At 66.9% G+C, this 14,853-nt stretch carries 10 protein-coding genes; 3 read left to right on the top strand and 7 right to left on the bottom strand.

The window, feature by feature from the left end:
• Positions 1 to 63: 63 nt before the first annotated feature.
• Together ACODS2_RS04095 and ACODS2_RS04090 are read right to left on the bottom strand one after the other, a co-directional pair.
• Positions 64 to 1,077 carry a sensor histidine kinase gene (locus ACODS2_RS04095; RefSeq protein WP_488997677.1) on the bottom strand — a complete coding sequence of 338 codons (1,014 nt, stop codon included), beginning with the start codon at positions 1,075 to 1,077 and terminating at the stop codon, positions 64 to 66.
• Positions 1,074 to 1,742: a response regulator gene (locus ACODS2_RS04090; protein ID WP_488997676.1), complete on the bottom strand. Its 669-nt coding sequence runs from the start codon at positions 1,740 to 1,742 to the stop codon at positions 1,074 to 1,076. The genes ACODS2_RS04095 and ACODS2_RS04090 overlap by 4 nt, the downstream gene beginning before the upstream one ends.
• Positions 1,743 to 1,922: 180 nt before the next feature.
• Between ACODS2_RS04090 and ACODS2_RS04085 the strand changes: the two genes are divergently transcribed.
• From ACODS2_RS04085 to ACODS2_RS04075, 3 genes are read left to right on the top strand one after another with little or no spacing between them, the layout of a single operon-like run.
• On the top strand, positions 1,923 to 2,813 hold the full coding sequence (locus tag ACODS2_RS04085; protein WP_488997675.1) for an efflux RND transporter periplasmic adaptor subunit: 891 nt from the start codon (positions 1,923 to 1,925) through the stop codon (positions 2,811 to 2,813).
• A complete protein-coding gene (locus tag ACODS2_RS04080) occupies positions 2,813 to 5,899 on the top strand; it encodes an efflux RND transporter permease subunit (protein WP_488997674.1) in 3,087 nt (1,028 codons plus the stop codon). Before ACODS2_RS04085 ends, ACODS2_RS04080 begins: the two co-directional genes overlap by 1 nt.
• On the top strand, positions 5,896 to 7,257 hold the full coding sequence (locus tag ACODS2_RS04075) for a TolC family protein (protein WP_488997673.1): 1,362 nt from the start codon (positions 5,896 to 5,898) through the stop codon (positions 7,255 to 7,257). Before ACODS2_RS04080 ends, ACODS2_RS04075 begins: the two co-directional genes overlap by 4 nt.
• Before the next feature lie 50 nt (positions 7,258 to 7,307).
• Here the strand turns inward: ACODS2_RS04075 and ACODS2_RS04070 are convergent, their stop codons facing one another.
• The 5 genes from ACODS2_RS04070 to ACODS2_RS04050 are packed head-to-tail and all read right to left on the bottom strand — an operon-like array spanning position 7,308 to position 14,724.
• Entirely contained in the window at positions 7,308 to 10,346 is a 3,039-nt protein-coding gene (locus tag ACODS2_RS04070) for an efflux RND transporter permease subunit (RefSeq protein ID WP_488997672.1), read from the bottom strand.
• The gene (locus ACODS2_RS04065; RefSeq protein ID WP_488997671.1) at positions 10,343 to 11,365 is read right to left on the bottom strand and encodes an efflux RND transporter periplasmic adaptor subunit; all 1,023 of its coding nucleotides are present in this window, start codon (positions 11,363 to 11,365) and stop codon (positions 10,343 to 10,345) included. Before ACODS2_RS04065 ends, ACODS2_RS04070 begins: the two co-directional genes overlap by 4 nt.
• Entirely contained in the window at positions 11,362 to 12,702 is a 1,341-nt protein-coding gene (locus tag ACODS2_RS04060) for a TolC family protein (protein WP_488997670.1), read from the bottom strand. The genes ACODS2_RS04065 and ACODS2_RS04060 overlap by 4 nt, the downstream gene beginning before the upstream one ends.
• Positions 12,699 to 14,054 (bottom strand): HAMP domain-containing sensor histidine kinase, encoded by a 1,356-nt coding sequence (locus ACODS2_RS04055; protein WP_488997669.1) that lies wholly within the window; start codon positions 14,052 to 14,054, stop codon positions 12,699 to 12,701. Before ACODS2_RS04055 ends, ACODS2_RS04060 begins: the two co-directional genes overlap by 4 nt.
• On the bottom strand, positions 14,047 to 14,724 hold the full coding sequence (locus ACODS2_RS04050) for a response regulator transcription factor (RefSeq protein WP_488997668.1): 678 nt from the start codon (positions 14,722 to 14,724) through the stop codon (positions 14,047 to 14,049). The genes ACODS2_RS04055 and ACODS2_RS04050 overlap by 8 nt, the downstream gene beginning before the upstream one ends.
• Positions 14,725 to 14,853: the final 129 nt, after the last annotated feature.

The raw sequence follows: 14,853 nt of genomic DNA, 5'->3' as shown, positions 1-14,853 counted from the left end.
GCCGACTATCGGGCGCGCTGCAGCAATCCGATTGCAAAGCGTCGCAGGCTATAGTCACTCACCCTAGCCATCCCCTTTAGCTGCGAGCGAGCATCCCGACATATGCAACTGCAGTGTTGACGGCATCGGCCAAGTGAGGCGCCCGCCAGAGCGTTCCATCACCGCTGCAGCGATGGCTAGCCCAAGACCTGAGCCCGGAGAGTGCTCTCCTTTGGCGAAGCGGCTGAGCATGCGGATGCGCTCGACTTCCGGGACACCGGTCCCTTCATCCTGCACGGTGATGACAATCTCCTCGCCAGTCGCAGACACCGACAAAGAAACGGTTCCCTGCCCATGGTGCAGCGCATTGCTGACGAGATTGCGCAAAGCCTCATCGAGGTCCGTCACATTGACCGGAGCCCCGAACTCAGCATCGACGATGATTGCGCGTCCCATCTTGTCTGCAAGTGGCAGAAACTCGGCGGCAATCTGCCGGGCCAGACGGGACGCATCGACGAGCGGCCTGCAATCATCAGGCTGGCCAGGTGTATCCAGCCGGGCCATGGCGAGCACCTGAGCGATGGACCGTTGCATACGGTCCAGATCGGTTGCCAGACCCGCCACATCGATGCTGGCACCGTCTTGCCACTGGTCTATCCGCAACTTCGCAAGCGCCATTGGCGTGCGAAGCGCATGGGCTGCGTCGGCCGCTAATCGTCGCTCGTTCAGATAGGCCCCGGTGAGGCGATCGAGTGCCTGGTTTGTCGCGGCTACGAAGGGCTGGATTTCCTTCGGCAGTCCTTCCTCGCAAAGTCTCATGTTCGGTTGGTCAGGCCCAATCTCTTGCAATGCGGAAACGGCAGTGGAGAGCGGCTTGAGGCTCCAGCCGGCCACCAGCACGCCCACCAGCGGAGCAACCACTGCGAACGGCAGAAGCACGAGCAGAAGTTCTGCATATTCGACATGAGCTGGGTCGAGGTTTCCGCCCTGCTCAAGTTCCTTCAATTCAAGGGCAACGAAACCGAGTATAGCCAAGGCCGCCACGAAGATAATGGCCGCGATGGAGAGACCGATGCGGCTCCTGAGCGAGGCCATCATGCCATCGTCTCGAGCACCAGGCGCCAGCCGATGCCGCGCCGGCTTTCGATCCCACAGCCACCAGCCGCAAGCCGCCGACGCAGCCGTGAGACGATAGCCTCCAGCGCGTTCGGGCTCACCGCTTCATCAAGCGTGTAGAGCCGGTCCTGCACCATATCGCGCACGGCGACATTGGGCGCGGATTCCATAAGGAGCTGGAGGAGGGCGAACTCGCGTCGTCCAAGATCGAGTGGTACATCGCGAAGCCAGGCCTGCCTGCTGGCTGGGTCCAGCCGCAACAGGCCGTGCACCAGAACCGGGGGCACGCGCTGACCGGGGCGGCGCAGCAGCGCGCGCAGCCGCGCGGCCACTTCATCGAGATCATACGGCTTCACGATGTAGTCGTCAGCGCCGGCATCAAGGCCGGCAATGCGGTCCTCGACATCGCCATAGGCCGTGGCGACCAAGGATGGCACACCGTGCCGAGCCAGTTCCGGGAGCAGGGATAGTCCCTCGCCATCGGGCAGGCGGCGATCGACGATGGCTGCATCGAGTCGCACGACGCCGAGACAATCGCGGGCGGCGGCGAGCGAACCGGCCGCATCGACGACGAAGCCGCGTCGCCTTAAGCCCTCTGCGGCCATCACGCGCAGATCCGTTTCATCTTCGATCAGCAGGATATGCATGGGCGCAGCGATACCAGTTGATGGGGACCGCGCCCAGCACGTCAGTGTCATGTCAGTCTTGTTTGCTAGGTGGCGTAGATGCCACTTCGTCCACACGCTTCGCTGTCTGCGTTCATACTTGCCTGCGGCATATCGGCGTGCGGGGCCGCCCCTGCGGACAAAACAAAGCCGCCCGCCAAAGTGGACGCGATCGGCCATGAAACCGAACTCATGCGCCTGACGCTGACCGCGGACGCGGCGCAGCGGCTTGGCCTGGAAACCGAAGTGGTGGGCGGTGCCCAAGCAAATTCCTTTGGCCGCTCCGTGCCCGGGGAGATCGTTGCCGCGCCGCGTGGCGGCGGTCTGCCCGTGGCAGCCGGAACCGATCTGGCAGCGCTGGCTGGATTGCAGGCGCGCGCCGATGCCGATGCGCAGCGCGCGATGGCCGATCTGAAGCTGGCCGAGGCCAATTTGCGGCGCGCCAGCGGCCTTGTGGAAGCGGAAGCAGGCAGCATCCGGGCACGCGATGAGGCGACCCAGCAGGTCGCCGCTGCCAAGGCCGCGCTCGCCGGCGCGGCCGGGCAGAGGCGGGCGCTGGGGCCAGCAGTTGCAGCCATGGCCGATAGCGGGGCGCTATGGGTGCGCGCGCAAGTGCCCGCTGCTGATCTAGGGCGGCTTGATCGCGGGGCCTCCGCTTCCGTCAGGCCGGTGGGCGGCACTGGCGGCATCATGGCAAGGCCCGTGCGCGGGCCGGCCACAGCAACACCGGGAGCGGCCACCGTTGATCTCTACTATGCTCCGGCAATGCGGGCCGACTTCAGGGTGGGCGAACGGGTGCTCGTCGATCTGCCCGAGCAGACTGGTTCCGGAGCGGCTGCGCTGGATGTGCCCGCCTCTGCGATTCTTACCGACATCAACGGCGGCGAATGGGTCTATGTCGAGACCGCGCCGCGCCAGTTTGAACGTCGGCGGGTGGAAGTTGCCCGCATCGTGGGCGGGCGGGCCATGCTGGCGCGGGGCCTCGCTTGTGGCGTTCGGGTCGTGACGGCCGGGGCTGCGGAACTGTTCGGCACCGAGTTCGGCACCAAGTGATGCTGGCCGCGCTGATCGGATCGTCGCTGCGCCAGCGCGCGCTGGTGCTGGCATTGGCGGCGGTGCTGACGGCGCTGGGCGTGCGCTCCGCCATGAGCGCCAAGTTCGATGTCTTCCCTGAGTTCGCGCCGCCTATCGTCGAGGTGCAGACCGAAGCCCCGGGGCTGGCGACCGAGGACGTGGAGGCGCTGGTCACGGTGCCCATCGAAACGGCGGTGAACGGCGTGCCGGGTCTTGCCACGCTGCGCTCCAAATCGGTGCTGGGCCTGTCATCGGTGGTGCTGGTGATGGACCGCGCCGCCGATCCTGTGCGCACGCGCCAGATGGTGCAGGAACGGTTGGCAACGGTCATCCCGCGCCTGCCCGCAGCGGTGCGCCCGCCGGTTATGCTCGCGCCGCTTTCGGCCACCAGCCGCGCGATGAAAATCGGCTTGTGGTCCGACAAACTCGACCAGATGACGATGACCGAAATGGCGCGCTGGACGATCCGCCCGCGCCTCATGGCGGTGCCCGGCGTCGCCAATGTCGCGATGTGGGGCGCGCGCGACCGGCAGTTGCAGGTGCTGGTCGATCCTGTGCGGCTTGCGGCTGCCGGGGTGACGGTGGCCGATGTGCAGCGCGCGGCGGGCGATGCGGTGGTGATTGCAGGCGGCGGTTTCGTCGATAGCCCCAACCAGCGGCTGGCCGTGCGGCAAGTGGTCGGCGTCAAGACCGGCAGCGATCTGGCGAGCGCCGTGATCCGCACGATTGGCGGCGCGCCGGTGCGCATCGGGGATGTGGCGCAGGTGACCGAAGGCTTTGCCCAGCCCATCGGCGATGCGATCATCAATGGCCGCCCCGGCCTGCTGCTGATCGTGGAGAAGCAGCTCGGCGCCAACACGCTGGACGTGACGCGCGGCATCGACAAGGCGCTGGCCGAACTGCGGCCCGGCCTCAAGGGCATGAACGTCGACGGCACCATCTTCCGCCCTGCGACCTTCATCGAACGCGCGTTGGCCAATCTGGGTGAGGCAATGGGCATCGGCGTTCTGCTGGTGGCGGCGGTGCTGATCCTGTTCACGCGCAATTGGCGCACCGCGCTGATCAGCATGACCGCGATCCCGCTTTCGCTGGTGGGGGCCGTGCTGGCCCTGACTGCATTCGGGGTCGGCATGAACACCATGGTGATCGCCGGGCTGGTGATCGCGCTGGGCGAAATCGTCGACGATGCGATCATCGATGTCGAGAACATCGGGAGGCGGCTGCGGCTAGAACCATCGAGAGAACAGCCGCGCTCGCCGTTCGCCGTGGTGCTGGCAGCCAGCCTGGAAGTGCGCAGCGCGGTGGTGTTTGCCAGCGCCATTGTCATGCTGGTGTTCCTGCCGGTGTTCTTCCTCGGCGGCGTCTCGGGCAGCTTCTTCCGCCCGCTCGCAATAGCCTATATCGCGGCCATCGCGGCCTCGCTTCTGGTGGCTTTGACGGTCACTCCGGCGATGTGCCTGATGCTGCTGCCGGGCGTAGCCGAACGCGCCGAACCGCGCTGGGTGATTGGCCTGCGCACCCGCTACGCCCGCATTCTCGAACGGTTGGCGCCTCGGAGCGGCATCGCAGTCGCCGTTGTTGCGGTCGGCATCCTGCTGTCAGTCGCGGGCATCGGCCTGCTACGCCAGCAGTTCCTGCCCGACTTTCGCGAGACCGATTTCCTGATGCACTTCGTCGAGAAGCCCGGCACGTCCATCGAAGCGATGGATCGCATCACCATCCGCGCGTCCAAGGAACTCACCGCGATCCCCGGTGTGCGCAACTTCGGCTCGCATATCGGCCGGGCCGAGCAGGGCGATGAAGTCTACGGGCCCAATTTCACCGAACTGTGGATCAGCCTCGATGAAACCGCCGACCATGACGCGGCAGTGAAGCGCATCGAGACCGCCATCGCCGGCTATCCAGGCCTTCAGCGCGATGTGCTGACGTACTTGCGCGAACGCATCAAGGAAGTGCTGACTGGCGCGGGTGCGACCGTGGTGGTGCGGCTCTATGGCGCCGATCTGGCCGAGCTTCGCAGCCTTGCCGAAAAGGTGCGCGGCGCGCTCGATGGCACCGAGGGCATCAAGGACCTGAAAGTGGAGCAGCAGAGCCTGATCCCGCAGATCCAGATTGCGCCGAGGCCGGATGTGCTGGCGCTCGCCGGTGTGACCGCGGGCGATGTGCGCCGCACGGCGGCCACGCTGATCGGCGGCACGCGGGTCGGCGAAATCTACCGTGATCAGAAGAGCTTCGATGTCGCGGTCTGGGCCGTGCCGGAGGCCCGCAGCGATCTTGGCGCGCTCCGGCGGCTGATCGTTCCCGGACCTCCGTCTGCAATTGGTCAGGCGGGATCGTCGTTGCGCTTGGGCGACCTCGCGCGCGTCGGCGTGGCTCCGGCGGCGGGCGAAATCAAGCGCGAGGCGGGCTCGCGCCGCATCGATGTGACCCTCAACATCAAGGACGGCGCCGATCTCGCCAGCGTAGCGCAGGCAGTCGAGCGCAAGGTCAAAGCCATGCCTATGCCCGCCGGTTACTACCCCCAATTCCTCGGCGAGTGGAAAACGCTGCAGGAATCGAAAGCGCAGTTGGGCTGGCTCTCGCTCGCTTGCCTCGTCGGCATTCTGTTCCTTGTCTGGCTGGAGTTCCGTTCAGGGCGGATTGTCGCGCTCGTCGCGCTCAGCCTGCCCTTCGCGCTGGTCGGCGGGGTCGCGGCAGCGGCTTTGGGAGGCGGGGTGCTCTCGATGGGCGCATTGGTCGGCTTCGTCACCGTGCTGGGTATCTCGGCACGCAACGGGATCATGCTGCTCAGCCATTTCCGCCATCTGGAGCGCGAGGAGGATCAGCCCTTCGGCCTTGCGCTGGTGCAGCGGGGCGCCGCCGAACGGCTTGTGCCGATCCTGATGACCGCAGGCACGGCGGCGCTGGCGCTGCTGCCACTGGTGGTGCGCGGCAACGTGCCCGGCCACGAGATCGAGTATCCGATGGCACTCGTGATCCTGGGCGGGCTGGTGAGCTCGACCGTGCTCAACCTCATCTGGATGCCCGCACTTTATCTGCGCTTCGGCAAGGGGCAGCAGGCATGAAGCGCGCACTGGTCATGACGCTGATGCTGGCAGGATGCATGGCGAAATCGCCGCCGAACGCAGCGCCCCCACCGCCGCCTGCCGCCACCGCACCGTTCGTGGGCGCGGCCAACTCTGCGCCTTTGCCTGCCGAATGGTGGCGACTCTACGGCGATGCTGCGCTCAATGAACACGTTGCCCGAGCGCTTGCCGCCAACCGCGATGTGCGCCTGGCGGTCGCGAACCTCGATGCAGCGCGCGCCAATTCCCGGCTGGCAGGCACAGCCCGCACGCCGGACGTGGTGCTGGAAAGCGGAGCCAGCCCGACGACGCGCGGAGCCAACCAACCCAGCACGACGGGCGTGCCCAAATCGAGCTACGAACTCGGCGCGGAAGCAGTTTGGGAGGCCGATCTTTTCGGTCGGCTCCGCAATCAATCCTCAGCCGCCAGTGCCGATGCCGAGGCGGCAGCGGCAGCTCGCGACGGCGTGCGTCTTGCGGTAGCGGCCGATGTGGTCGGGGCTTGGCTCGATCTTTGCTGGGCCGGGGAACTCGCCCGTTTGGCAACACGGCAGATTGCGACGCAGCGCGCGCTGGCGGATACCGTATCGCGCCAGGTCAAGGTGGGTGAGGTGTCCCCGTTGGAGCTCGCTCAGGCCCGTCAACTGCTAGGCAGGCTGGAAGCTGGCCTGCCCGCCTTCGAAGCCGATGCGCAGCGCGCCCGCTATCTCCTCGCCAATCTGGAGGCTCTCCCGCCTGCCGAGGCCGCCCAGTTTCAGTGCGAGCGCCCGCCATCATTCACGGCACCGTTGCCGGTTGGCGATGGTGCAGGCCTGCTCGCCCGCCGCCCTGATATCCGCGAGGCAGAGCGACGGCTCGCGGCCGCTGGCGCGCGGGTGAAAGTTGCGAAAGCCGAGATGTACCCCCGCGTCACGCTCGGCGCATCGGGCGGACTCATTCGCGGCTCGCTGGATGCCTTCATCACGCCGCTGATCAGCTGGTCGTTCATCAATCCTGCCCGCGTCAAGGCCCGCATCGCACTGGCCGAGGCCAATCAGGAAGGCGCGCTCGCCCAATATGACGCCGCATGGCTCAGGGCCTTGCGCGAAGTGGAAACGGCACTGGCAGATGCGGATGCCGAACGTCGCGCCAACCAGTCGTTTGCAGCCGCTTTGGCTGACGCGCAGACCGCCGCACGCCGAGCCGAAGCGCGCGTAAGCCTTGGCGATGCAACTCCGCTCATCGCGCTCGATGCCCGCCGCACGGCTTACGAGACCGAACTCCTCGGCACACTCGCGGGCCGCCGCCTTGCCCAGCGGCAAGTCTTCCTGTTTCGCAGTCTCGGCGGTGGCTGGGAGGACGCATCAGCCCCTCGTTGAGCGGGCGACTAGGCGGTGATCACGTCGCACAACATTCTGTGACTGGGGCATTACCGCTGATTACCACGCCGCCTTGCCGACCCGATTGCGGCGATCATCGCTGGAAGGAACAGCAGCACCAACGGCACCGCCGCCAACAGGCCGAAGATGATCGCCGTCGCGAGCGGTTGCTGCAGTCCCGCACCGCGACTGACGCCTAAGGCCAATGGGCTGAGGGTGAGGATGGCGATGAGCGCAGACATCAGGATCGGCCGGAGCCTTCGCGTGCCTGCTTCACGCAGGTTCGCCAGGGTGACGGGTGCCGCCGGGTCGATTTCGGCGAGGAAGAAGATGACGAGTTCGGTCACCATGCCGACCACCATGGTGAGGCCCATCAGCGCGGAAATGTCGAGTTCTATGCCCGTCAGCCAAAGCCCGCAGATCACCGCAGCCGCCGAAAGCAGCACCGTGGCGAGGGCCGCGATCGTCCAGACCATGCGTTCGAACAGGAAGGTCAGCAGCAGTGCGGCGAGCAGCAGCGCGGCGGCGAAGACCAGACTGAGATCGGCAAAGCTGCGCTCCTTTTGCGCATAGAGCCCGCCGAAGTCCACACGGATCGTCGGCGGCAGCCGGAGCCCGGCCACCGCTGCGCGAACATCCTTCATCGCCGAACCAAGGTCGCGCCCTTCGAGCCGCGCGGTGACGGCGATGAAAGGAGCGAGGTCCTCGCGTGTCAGCTGTTTCTGCCCGGCGACAACTGAAATCGTCGCGATCTGGGAAACGTAGACGGCATGGCCATCGGGCGCTGTCAGCACCAGCCGGCCAAGGTCCGCCGCCCGCCGGCGCAAGTCTTCGGGCGCGCGCACCCGCACGGTGACGAGCTGCTCGCCGATGCGCACCTGCGTGGCACGGCTACCACCGATCAGCGCCTCGAGCTGGGTCGCCGCTGCATCCGGATCAAGCCCGTGCTGCGCCGCGCTGCCGGGATCGAGCCTGATGCTGAGGGCATCGCCTGCAACGCGCAGCCCGTCGACAACCTCGACCACGCCGCCGATTTTGCCCACGGCTTCGCCGACCCGTTTTGCCGCCGCTTCAAGGGAAGCGGGATCATCGCCAAAGAGCTTGACCTCGATGGGTTGGGGCACGGCAGTAAGATCGCCGATGAGGTCTTCCATCAGCTGCGCGGTCTCGATCTCGATCCCGGGGACCTTGGCAGCGATCTGGCGGCGGATGTCCGCCATGACCTCGTCGATCGGGCGGCGCGAGCCGTTTTTGAGGCGGATGAAGTAGTCCCCTTCATCCGCTTCGGTCAGCCCGCCCCCCAGTTGGACGCCGGTCCGCCGCGAATAGCTCGCGACCTCCGGCGTCGCGAGGATGATCGCCTCGACCTGGCCTAGCAGCCGGTCGGTATCGCTGAGCGCAGCACCGCTTTGCGCCTTGTAATCGAGGATGAAACCGCCTTCGTCCATAGCGGGCATGAAGCCGGAGGGAACTTGCGACCACGCGGCAAGGCCGAGCACGGCCATGCCGATCCCGAGCACTGCGACAAACACGCCGGGCCGCGCGAAGGCCCGGTCTCCGGCGCGCTCGTAGCCGCGCGCCAGCCATTGCTGGAAGCCGCCCGCGCGCTCGGCAGCCTCGGCGTCCTTGTCGCGCAGCCAGCGCGCGGCGATGAGCGGGATCACCAGCCGCGAAAACATGAGCGAAAGGCCAAGCGCCGCGACCATGGTGAGGGCCAGCGGCTTGAAGAACCCACCAGTTACCCCGGTGATGAACGCCAGTGGCAGGAAGACGACGATGGTGGCGAGCGTCGATCCGATCAGTGGACGGCCCATCTCGGCGGCGGCATGGAGCAGGCCTTCCGGGCCTTTGGCAGTGCCGTCCTGCATGCGGCGCATGATATGTTCGAGCATGACCACCGCATCATCGACCACCAGACCCACGGCTGCCGCCATGCCGCCCAGCGTCATCATGTTGAAGCCCATACCAAGGCTCGCCAGCACGAGGCAGGTGCCCGCAAGCACAGCCGGCAGCATCAGCCCGGTGATGATCATGAGCCGACCTGAACGCAGGAATGCGAACAGCACAAGGCCCGCCAGCACCGCCCCCAGCAGGATCGCATCGCGCACCGCTTCGGCAGCGCCCGTCACCAGTTCCGACTGATCGTAGAATGGGCTGACCGTCACGCTCGGCGGCAGGCCGATGGCCTTCAGCCGTGCATCGACCTGCTGGACAATCTTGACCGTGTCCCCGGCTAGCGATTGGCGGATATTGATGAGCACCGCCGCCTGCCCGTTGGAAGTGACGCGGGTGTAGTTCGGCTCGACTGCGGGATGGATCGTCGCGATCAGGCCCAACGTGGCGACCCCGGAAGGCCCGGTCTTGATCGGCATCGCGGCGAGATCAGCGATCGCGGTAACTCGGTTCTGTGCCAGCACGAGGTAAAGCCGGTGGCGATCCTCGAGCTTGCCCACGCCGCGCACATCGTTGGCCTTGCCAATCGCAGCGGCTACATCGGCAAGGCTGAGCCCGATCGCCTGCGCACGCGCGGGATCGACATCCACGGCAAACTCGCGCGGCGCGGCGCCGAGCACATCGACTCCGGCGACACCGGGCACTGCGGTCAGCGCGGGGCGGATAGTGAGCTCGGCAATCTGGCGCAGCGCGCTGCTGTCGAGCGAGCGCGACGTCAGCGCGATGCCCACCACGGGAAACAGGGTCGGATCGGAGCGGCGCACCTGGAAGCGGGTGCCGGGCGGCAGATCAGGGAGCAGGGTCGCCAGCGCGCCCTGGGTGGCAAGCGTGGCGGAGGCCATATCGTGCCCCCAGTCCAAGCTCAATGCGACTTCGGCGGAACCGCGGCTGGTGGTCGAACGGATATGCGCGACGCCCGGGACCGCGCGCAGGGCGATCTCCATCGGCCGGGTGATCTCCGCGGCCATCTGCGCGGCATCGCGCTCGCCCGCATCAATCGCGACAGTCACGCGCGGATAATCGATCGGGGGGAACAAGCTGACCGGAAGACGCGTCGCGGCCAGCAGCCCGCCCGCGGTCAGCAGCACTAGCGCGAGCAGCAAGGCCCGCGCGTGATCGGTCAGCAGGCGCGTCACCTGGTGCGCACCTTCATGCCATCCTCGAGCGCGGTGCCGCCCTGCGTCACCACCAGGTCACCTGCGGCAAGCCCCTTTACGATGGCAATGCGGTCGCCCGTCTCGGGCCCGGTCTCTACATCGCGGCGATGCGCAATGCCGCCGCTGACGACATAGACAAACGGCTGCCCGCCATCATCGAGCAGCGCCGAATACGGGATGGTTAAGGCGGTGACACTGGTACCGACAAAAGCCTTGCCCTGCACCGTCTCGCCGCTGGCGATGCCGGCACCTGCCGGCAGGCGGACGAACACCGAGGCTAGGCGGGTCTGAGGGTCGACCACTGGATCGACCGAGGCGACCGGCACCGAAAGCCCCGCACGCCCAGCGCTGGGCACGAACGTGATCGTTGCACCCGGCCGCAGCGCGCGCGCCGTCGCTGGATCGGCGCCGAAGCGCACTCGCACGTCATCGAGGCTGGCAAGCGTGGCAATCGGGGTTCCCGCGGCGACCATATCACCGGGCTTTGCCGCCAGCGTCTCGACATATCCGACGGACGGAGCACGCAAGGTGAGGGCTGCGACCCGTCGGCCAAGGCTCGCCTCGGTGGCCCGCGCGCTCGCCGCTGCCGCGCGCGCAGTCTCGACATCACCATCGCTCACGAGACCATCGGCACGGAGTCGCTGCGCTCTTGCCAGCGCGGCCTCGGCGGCACGTGCATCGCTTGCTGCCTTGACGAAATCGAGCCTTGCGGTGGGCGCGGGCGTCAGCACGGCAATGACATCGCCGGGCTTAACCCGCGTGCCGACCGGGGCGACAATCCGTGACACCACGGCATCAGTCAGGGCGGTGAGGCCCTGCTTTCCGGTCACGCCGCTTTCCGCCGTGCCGTACAGCGTGACCTCGGAAGCGATGGCACCGGGTGTGGCGCGGGCCAGTGATACGAGCGCAACCGGATCGGCGGCTGGATCCGCTTCACCGCCGGCAGAGCAGCCAGCGAGGAGCAGGAGTGAGAGGAGGGACGGTGCGGCTCGGTTCATCGGGTCCATGTCTTGTTCAAGGTGCCGGTCAGCAGTTCCAGCGCGATTGTCTGTTCGGCGATGGCCTGATCGTCCTGCGCTAACAGCACCTGCTTGTCGCGCAGCGCCTGTTCGGCGGTTTCGGCATTGGCGAGCGGCAGATCACCGCGCGTTGCGGCGCTGCGCGCGGTCTCAGCAAAGCGCGTGAGGGCGGGCAAATCGGCGAGGATCGCGCTGCGTTGCTGACGCGCGATGGCAAGACCATTCACCGCTGCCGCAATGTCGGCCCGAGTCTGGAACAGGCGCGCGGTATATTCGCTTCGTAGCGCCTCGCGCGTGGCGCGCTCGGTGGCAATCGCGCCGCGGTTTCGGTTCCAGACCGGCAGATCGAAGTTCACGGCCGGGCCGACCGAGACGTTGCCAGCGGTATCGCGTCCAGCGTTGATCGTCAGCATCAGGTTGGGAAATTGGTCGAGAATCGCCTTGTGAAGCGCGGTCTCCTGCGCACTGTAGCCCGCTTGCAAGGCCATGAGATCGAAACGACGCTCCCGGGCAAGATCGAACAGATGCCCGGGATCGGCCGCCGCAGCCATGGGTCCCGGCGGCGCGAGCATGAGCACAGTGGACGGCGACAGGCCCAGCAGACGCAACAGTTCGAGCCGCGCCGCCGCCAGATCGCGCGCAGTCGTGCGCTGGCGGTCGAGCGCATCGAAGGCGGCGATCTGCGCGGCCTGCGCCTGATCCGCAGCAAGATCGCCCCGCCTGGCGGCGCGCATCGCCCGTTCGAGTTGCCGGCGTGCGGTTACCTCCGATGCCGTAACGATGGGCAGCAGCCGCTCGAGGCTGACGATCCGCGCAGCCTGCAGGCGTGCCTGCCCTGCCGTCTGCCATTCGGCCCACGCAAGATCGAGGTGGACCTGCCGGGCGAGGGCCGCAGCCCCCTCGCGCCGCACCTTGGCGGTGCGCAAGGCATTGATGTCGAGGCCGAGTGCGCCGGCGAGGTCGAGAAACGGGTCCGGGCCTGAAAGCACCTTGTTCACGCCCAGACTGAAACTGGGATCGGGCAGCAGGCGGGCGGCAAAGGCCTGCGCATCGGCGACTGCGGCGCGCGCGCGCACGGCCTTGAGATCAGGGTTGGCAATCACGGCAATCGTCGCGATGGCATTGCCATCGAGCGGGCGGGAAAGGTCGATGGCTGCCGGCGCAAGATAGGGCCTGTCAAGGCTCGCCGCATCGCGAATCAGTACCTGCTGCGTCGTGGTATCGTCCAGCGCGAGGTTCAGTGGATGCGGCGTGTAGCTGGCACAAGCCGACAGCAGGAAGACGGCGGCAAAGGGCCCTGACCAGTTCGCGATCATGCGACAAACTCTGGCAGGACGAGCGTCACCCGCAAGCCCGGTTGATTGTCCTCGATCTTCAGCTCGCCGCCATGCGCTGCCGCGATGGCCGCGACCAGGTTCAGCCCGAGCCCGTGCCCGGGGGTGGTCCGGCTCGCTTCAAGCCGCGCAAACCGGCGGGCAATGCGCGCATGGTCGCCGGGGGCGACACCGGGGCCGTTGTCGGCCACCGTCAGCAGAACGGTCTCGCCTTCACGCCGGACTTCGATGGCAATCGCGGTTCCTTGCGGCGTGTGCCGCTGCGCGTTGTCGAGCAGATTGATCGCGGCCTGCGCCAGCAGTTCGCGGTCCCCCATGATGACCCGCGCCGGCGTGATTGCCGCCGTCAGGGTGCGCTGGCCGTCGAGCACTGCAGGCGCATAGCTTTCGGCAAGATCGCCGGCGAGGTCGGAGAGATCGACAGGCCGGAAGTGGCGCTTGATTTCGCCGGCCTCAACTTCGGAAATGCGCAGGATCGCCGCGAACAACGCGAGCAGATCATCGCTCTGCGATAGCGCGCGCTTGAGCGCCTGGCGATGCACCTGTTGATCACCGCTGCCATCGAGGGCGCTTTCGATCAGGCTGCGCAGCCGCGCGAGCGGGGTGCGCAGATCGTGCGCAACGTCGGTCGAGACCTGCCGCAGATTGTCCAGCAGCGCGCCGATCCGGTCCAGCATGGCATTGAGCGCGATCGCCAGTTGATCGAACTCGTCACCGCGCGGGCTGACGGGAATGCGCGGCGCAAGGTCGCCCGCCATGATCGCTTGCGCGGTGCCGCTGATCCGCGCAAGCCGCTGGCGCAGATAGCCGCCGAGCAGCAGCGCCCCGATCACTCCCAATGCGATCACCAGCATGAAAGCGGCGGCAAACAGGGTGAGGATCGTGCGGTCGATCCGCTCGACGCCCTCGCTGTCGATCGCGATGAGCAGGCGCGCTCCCCCCGGCAAGGCCGTGACCAGCGCGCGCGCCGGATCAGGCCCTTCCTGCGGGTCGAACAGCATGATGTCCTGCGCGCCGGTTTGCACCGGGTTTGCCAGCAGCGTGCCCGCAATCCTTTGTCCGGCGTTGTCATGGACAGCATAGTGGTAGCCGTCGGCCGGGTTCATTGCCTCGCGCTTGGCGATCGCGGCGACGAGGTCGGCCATGCCGCCCTCATCGAACTCGCGCGTCAATCCCGCTGTTTCCTCGGCGAGGCCGATGTCCTGCTGGTTCCGAAAGTCGGCGTCCGCAGCAAAATAGACCGCCACGCCGAGCAGCAGGATCGCCAGCGCGAATGCCGCCGAATAGGTGAAGGCCACGCGGTAGGCGGCGCTTGCCATTAGCCGTCTAGCCACGGGCGCGCATGCGGTAGCCGATCCCGCGCAAGGTTTCGATCGGATCGCTGGCGAACCCCTCGTTGAGCTTCGAGCGCAGGCGGCTCAGGTGGCTTTCGACAATGTTGGTCTGCGGATCGAAGTGGAAGCCCCAGATGTTTTCGAGGAACATCGTCCTTGTCACCACCTTGCCGGCATGGCGCATCAACTGTTCGAGCAGGGCAAACTCGCGCGGCTGCAGGTGGACCTCCCGGCCCTCGCGCCGCACTTCGCGCTTCAACAGATCGAGCGTGATCGCACCCACTTCGAGCCGGGTGGTCGCCTCGTTCATCGGCGGGCGGCGCATTAGTGCGGTGAGCCGGGCAAGGAGTTCGGCCATCGCGAAGGGCTTGACGAGATAGTCGTCCGCCCCCGCCTCCAGCCCCGCAACCCGGTCGGTGATGCCCCCCAGTGCGGTCAGCAGCAGCACCGGCGTGCCAAGACCCTCGCCGCGCCAGCGCCGCAGCACCTCCAGCCCGTCGAGCGCCGGCAGCATGCGGTCGAGCACGATCACGTCGAAGCTTTCGGCGAGGCCAAGGCGCAAGGCCTCAACACCACTGGCGGCGCAGGAGACGACATGGCCTTTTTCGCCGAGTGTACTCTCGACAAGCTCGGCAGTGCCGCGGTCATCTTCGACGATCAGAACCCGCATCGGCCCCCTTTGCTCGTGACATGCGCTCTGCGCGAAGCCGCAGGAGATGCGGGCTGGCAGAGCCTCTTACCGCTATAGATGGGCGGCGGATCGAAATGATCTTCTAAAATCCCAATGTACATGAACAGC

This window comes from Novosphingobium sp. FG137, from assembly GCF_057809735.1.
This window is presented reverse-complemented; position numbering and strand designations above follow the sequence as displayed.